General features: G+C 28.8%; 8 protein-coding genes. All 8 read left to right on the forward strand.

Annotation, left to right across the window (positions count from 1 at the left end; genetic code table 11):
• The coding region (locus RCF13_RS21590; protein WP_308141539.1) for a site-specific integrase at window positions 1-568 on the forward strand (568 nt) is incomplete at its 5' end.
• A 50-nt stretch (window positions 569-618) separates the two neighbouring features.
• Window positions 619-1041 carry a DUF3888 domain-containing protein gene (locus RCF13_RS21595; RefSeq protein WP_016121542.1) on the forward strand — a complete coding sequence of 141 codons (423 nt, stop codon included), beginning with the start codon at window positions 619-621 and terminating at the stop codon, window positions 1039-1041.
• Between the two features lie 112 nt (window positions 1042-1153).
• Complete coding sequence (locus RCF13_RS21600) at window positions 1154-1507, forward strand: hypothetical protein (RefSeq protein ID WP_001995766.1); 354 nt, start codon at window positions 1154-1156, stop codon at window positions 1505-1507.
• A 590-nt stretch (window positions 1508-2097) separates the two neighbouring features.
• On the forward strand, window positions 2098-2712 hold the full coding sequence (locus tag RCF13_RS21605; RefSeq protein WP_308141540.1) for a hypothetical protein: 615 nt from the start codon (window positions 2098-2100) through the stop codon (window positions 2710-2712).
• 70 nt (window positions 2713-2782) lie between these two features.
• Window positions 2783-3073: a hypothetical protein gene (locus RCF13_RS21610; RefSeq protein WP_086403682.1), complete on the forward strand. Its 291-nt coding sequence runs from the start codon at window positions 2783-2785 to the stop codon at window positions 3071-3073.
• A 29-nt stretch (window positions 3074-3102) separates the two neighbouring features.
• Complete coding sequence (locus tag RCF13_RS21615) at window positions 3103-4503, forward strand: hypothetical protein (RefSeq protein ID WP_308141541.1); 1401 nt, start codon at window positions 3103-3105, stop codon at window positions 4501-4503.
• Between the two features lie 71 nt (window positions 4504-4574).
• The gene (locus RCF13_RS21620) at window positions 4575-5252 is read left to right on the forward strand and encodes a hypothetical protein (protein WP_047956596.1); all 678 of its coding nucleotides are present in this window, start codon (window positions 4575-4577) and stop codon (window positions 5250-5252) included.
• Window positions 5249-5665, forward strand: a complete 417-nt coding sequence (locus RCF13_RS21625; RefSeq protein ID WP_047956597.1) for a hypothetical protein — start codon at window positions 5249-5251, stop codon at window positions 5663-5665. The genes RCF13_RS21620 and RCF13_RS21625 overlap by 4 nt, the downstream gene beginning before the upstream one ends.
• Window positions 5666-5740: the final 75 nt, after the last annotated feature.

Below are 5740 nucleotides of genomic sequence, written 5' to 3' on the forward strand. Positions count from 1 at the left end.
TAGCCTGGTCCAGACAGTTTTAAATCCTTACCCAGTAGCAATTGGTGAAAAAGAGAAATTGTTACGTTCTATTCTAAAGGAAAGAAATTTAATGATTTTACTTTTACTTGGGAAATATGGATTAACCCGTAATGAAGTAGTAACTTTAAATATGGATCAAGTAAATTTTTATATGAGAAATATAAAGATTGGTGAAACAAATATCTCTATTCAAAATGAAGATATGAATAGACTGTACGACTATTACAAAAGTATTCCAGTTAGTATTCGTCCTATGATGCATTCGGAACAAGCAGTGTTTGTTGCATATGATAATAACAGAATGACTTATTTATGGGATTATTCGAAAGAAATGCCTAAACGTTTATCAGATGAAGCCATAAAAAAATTAATAAGAAAAGAAGGCCAATATGCAGGGCTTCATAATATCTCATCTAGAGTACTTAGAAATACCGCGATTATTAATGCGTTAAATAATGGAGAGTCCGTTGAAACAGTAAAGACCTTATTTAGGTTGAAAAGTATTCATGCAGTGAATAGATATAGAAGGTTTTTAAGAATAGAATAAAAAGTAACTTTTACACTAAATATAAGTGTAAAAGAATGGATAGATAATTGATGAATCTAAAACGAGTATATCTTTTGTTATTAGTTTTTTACTTAACTTTTGGAAGTATAGATTTTACTTATGCTCAATATCCCCAACCTGAGGAAGATACGGTAGAACTTAAATTTCAAGATATGTTTTTGGTTTTCTTTAATGATATTTTAGAAAAAGATGTAAATAAGTATTATTCAAAATACACAGATAAACGGGTATCGATATATCCATATCAAGTCTCTTTCTTAAAAGTGAGCCGAATTAATGGTTTTAGGGGATATGATTTTATAGTTGAGGTTGAAGTTACGCCAGTTATTGGTCCGCATAATATAGTCGGAGTAGAACGATTGAAATATCAAATTTCATTTAATTTAGAGAAAAAAGCAAAATTGATTGAATATAGACACTTAAAAATGTTCCCTTCAAATTTATTACTTTAATTTTGAAAGGAACTACAGTAAGAGTTATAACAGGTAGTTTTTCATTAAACTTATAATATATTTTATTTGCCGTCCCCCTTTTATATAATTAGAGGGATGGGAGGGATATGTTTTGGCAAAATTACTAGTCAACGGAGAAATACTTGACTATAAAGACTGTGCAGAAGTACCAAATGAACTCTTTAGCAAGTTAATTCGATTTATAGAGTTAAAAGAACATCAAACTAGTAAGGAGTATGTAGAAGTTATTAATGCCTGTAATTATTGTGAACATTCAATTTCAAAACCGCATGGTTCATTTGCAAGCGAAGTAAATCCTAACGATGTATGGTATATATCCGTACAAGATGAAAATGAAAAGGATTGGCTAGAAATTATGGGAGAAGATGCAGATTTCACTCAAGAACAAATACAAATCTATCGCTGTAAAGCATGTGGTAAATGGGAGATTTATAATGATGGTTAAACATCCATAATGGATGCTTTTCTCTGGGATAAGAAAAGGAACTGTATAAAAAGAGATAAAAGCGTAAAGTTTTGATACGCCTTTATCTCTTTTTTTAGTATATATATTAAAATTTTTACCTTAAATGAATATAATGCTGATTAATGTATTTTTGTTAGATTTTCAAGTTTGACTCTTGAGTATAAATTGCAGATATAGTTTTAGCAATAATTGTATCTTTATTATTATTAATTAGATATTCATAAGACTAAACGAAATTATGTTTAATATGAAAATAATGAAATTGAAAAGGAGTGATTTTATGTTTTCTGAACCAACGTTAGAATATACGAAAATTTATTTGAAAATTAAGTGCTTTAATGACAAATGTGACTATGTTATTGACTACATGTATACATCGGATAATTTTGATCCAAGAATTGATGGGAAATGTCTGAAATGTGGAACTGAGTATTCCCGTAAAGTAGCTGGATTATCCAAGTCGTCAATTGTTAGTAGAAGAGAAGAAGGAGTTTACCGATAAAATCAAACTACCAATAAGAGGGGAATGTGTAATTATCAGTTACCCAATTCATTTAATAAAAAAATAAATGTTAACAAGGGAGAGGGCTTGTTTGACAATATATATTCCAATCAGATTCTCTGATCATTTTGCTACAAAATCAGGTTATATTTGTGCATATTTTGATTTTAAGGAGGCAAGTATTACTCCAAATAGTTATTTGTATTTAACAGATCAACAGAAAGAAAAAAAGTGTGAATACGAATCAGGCGAAGTTTTTCTGATTTGTGAGTATGTTTTTACAGAAAGACCAGAAGTAATAGCAAAATACACGCTAATCCAAATCACAGTAAATGCTACTGAAGGTTTTAAAGTGTTAGCTGAATGTGAAGAAGGAGCAACTACAAAAAATCAAATATATTTACTGTATCAAATTGCTCATAGAACATTAAAAGTGTTGGATATTAGTCTTCGTAGACAATGGATGAAAAAGTACAAAACAGTAGAATTAGAGAATTTAGATGATTTACAAGAATACTTGCATATGCAGCGTGATAATTTTCGGGAAGAGTTCTTAGCGGATTTTACTTCATTGAATCAAAAGAAGCTATTAACAGAAAAAATCGCTATTACAAATGATTTTTTAGAAAAAGTTGATCGTTTAAAAAGAAAAAATATGGAAGAGGGACTAATATGCTTGTGACTTGGAGTTTCAAAATTAGTTGTATTAAACCGAAAAAAATTGACTTTATATTATAAGGTGAGATTAGTTTATGGACTATGAATTAAATTTATATGGTGGTTCCATAAAGTTGCAACAACTTTCCAAATCATTGTATAGGGGAGATATTAAGGCATTTAAAGTCTTACAGGTGTATATATGGGTTGAATTTTTAAATGAAGGGATTATACCTATAAAATGGTATACACCAAATGAGGATGGAACATTAGTGGATTTCGCTTATATTAACAATATTGAAGAATTCAAGAAAGCTAAAGAAAGATTGAAGGACCATATTTCACGGCTTCAAAATGAAGATATATTTTTTTTAGCAAATTTTTAATAGAAGTTTTTAAAAGGGTGTGATGTAATTTGAAACTTGTAAAAAAAGGGTTAATTAAGAATAAAAAAATAAAATACGTCTTAATAGCTGTTACTGTAATTTTATTAGCAAGCTTCATTATGTATTTAGAAACATTAACAAGTAAAAAAGAAGAACAAGTAGCTAAAAGGGGGACACCACAAATTACGAAAAGCGAAAAAGAATTTGTAACAAAATTTATAGTAGATTTCTATACATTTCTTAATGAAAATGAATTTCCTAAAGCTCAAGCATTAACACAAGTAGATTTAAATGATATACATCCTGGTAAAAAAGAAAATCAAGACGAAAAAATTGAATTACCAAAAGCGTATAGTATTAATAAATTAACACCTTCAAAGTACAAGGTTGTCGGATTAGAGAAAATAAAATTGGATACTCAAACTGTTGGAAAAAGGAAAAGTACTTATTTAATTGAAGAGAAAAATTCTAAATATTATATAACAAAGTTTAGTTATACTTTTGAAAAAGAAATGCTGGAACCTGAGATCAAATTAATAGGCCAGAACATGAATATGTATTCTGTACCTCATGGGAAAGTAGAGTTAATAGGTGAAGCTATAGATGATAAGCAAAAAAGATTTACAGTTGCAATTAAATATACTGGTAGTAAGCCGGAACAATTTGTTCATACCTTTACTAGTGTTGGAGATATGCAAAATAGCAATAATCTCAATTTACTTTATGGAATTAGTGATAACGGAGTTAAATTATTTCCAGATCAGACAGAGGTAAGAAGAATAGATGGCGATGTAGTAGTCCTTTTTAGTGGTGATTCAAAGGAAGAAAAGTTAATTTCGCGAATTGATTATGCTCAACTAGAGTCTATAAACAAAGTATTGGCAGGTGAAATTCAACTAGATAAGGAACAAGTTAAGGAATTCGATGATTACATCCCTCTAAACATAAGTGGTACTGAAAATAATCCACCAATAATATTACCAGAACAAAATCATTTAAATATTGATATTAAACCTGATTTTGAGAAAAAAACTGATTCAACTACAATTCATATTGATTCAATTACTTATGATAATACGAAAGGAATGCAAATCAAAGGATATGCAGTTAATAACAAAGATGCAGTAATAAATATAGAAGAGAATGTTGAGAATACAGATAAGAAGGTCGATCAGATTAAAGTATATTCCCCATATCAGTATCAAATGATAAACTTTGATACTGAAAGTATTTATGAGAAAAATTTGTATCAGAATATTAATTCTGCTTTTCTATTAAAGAGCAAAGTTAAATTAACAGATGATGATTATATTTTGAAGTTAAATTTATTTAATGTGACTTTTGGAATAGATTTAAAAACTGGAAAAGAAGTGCAACTGGATGAGAATAATTTTAAATCTTTAGATGTAAAACCAAATTTTATACAATAGTAAAAATTTATTAGGGCAATCTATGTTTGATTGCCCTTTATTAATTGGAATAATCATTGGGGGAGATTGTATTGAATTATGATAAGATTCAGGCATTGCCTTTAACCGAGAGATTTAGTAATGAGAATGATATGTATATCTATCCTTTTTTAATATGCGTTGAAGTTGATAAATACCATTATGAAGAGCATGAAATTCTATATTTAGTCCAAAAAGGGGTGTATTGTGAATTTATTGGTTTAGGCAAACTTCCTTATATTAAACCGCAAACTATAGCAAAATTAGTAAAATCGGAATTAAAAAGAGAAATAAAAACGAAAGGAATGCTTATACCAATTAGTGAATGGTATTGTGATGACTGCGGACAAGTAATCTTTAAAGAAGATGATGCAATTATTGAATGTAAAACTCATAATATTGGAATGACAAAAAATACAAGATGTTTTCGAATAATTCATAAAAAATGCATAAGTCAAATTGGTGTTAGAGGAGAAATAGTGGCTTTTAATTTGGGATTTTCAGAAAGTTTAAACAATCTATTGATCTCGGTTAATGATAAAATAGAATATGATTTAGATAGTTTTAATGAAGTATTAAAAAGAACGACCGTTCCCTATTATGAGCAAGCTAGAAGAATTTCAAATGCAAATGATAGCATTCAATTTAATATTCAGGATCTGAACAGGAATCGACTTAGAAATTATATACTTGAATATTTAAACTTTGGCCGTGGAGGAAAATTAATATGAATACTTGCGATTTATGTAATTCAAAAACAATTGAAGGGCAATTAGGTGAATCGAAATATATATGTTCAAATACTAATTGCGAGCGCTCTAATCCACATTGGGCCATTGAAAGGATTAATACAATAATTAGTCCTTTTAATAAAGAAATGGAGAAATATATTACTTTCAGTATAGGTACAATAGATTTTTATGAAGCGAGGTGGGTAGGTGAAGGTTCAGCAGAAATAACTTTAAATAATGGTACTGAATTCATATGTCACTTAAAATCTGGAAAATTACATCCGTTAGAAAATCCCTACTTTGAAGAATTAGGGCTAGAAATTACCAAAGATACTATAAAAGAAATTAAACATAACATGTTAAAACTGATTGAACTGCGGGATAAGAAACTGGCTGCATTAAAACGAAGATAAGTTATATATCCCCATGTTCCTAAATTTGTTAAGTACATGGGGATTATAGGATGAAAACCCTAGTAAAATTGTGAT

The organism is Stenotrophomonas maltophilia group sp. RNC7 (assembly GCF_030910085.1).
GTDB classification, from domain to species: Bacteria; Pseudomonadota; Gammaproteobacteria; order Xanthomonadales; family Xanthomonadaceae; genus Stenotrophomonas; species Stenotrophomonas sepilia.

Coding starts and splice junctions, on each gene's coding strand:
- RCF13_RS21595 (WP_016121542.1), top strand. CDS start 619: ATGAATCTAAAACGAGTATATCTTTTGTTATTAGTTTTTTACTTAACT.
- RCF13_RS21605 (WP_308141540.1), top strand. CDS start 2,098: ATGTTAACAAGGGAGAGGGCTTGTTTGACAATATATATTCCAATCAGA.
- RCF13_RS21610 (WP_086403682.1), top strand. CDS start 2,783: ATGGACTATGAATTAAATTTATATGGTGGTTCCATAAAGTTGCAACAA.
- RCF13_RS21625 (WP_047956597.1), top strand. CDS start 5,249: ATGAATACTTGCGATTTATGTAATTCAAAAACAATTGAAGGGCAATTA.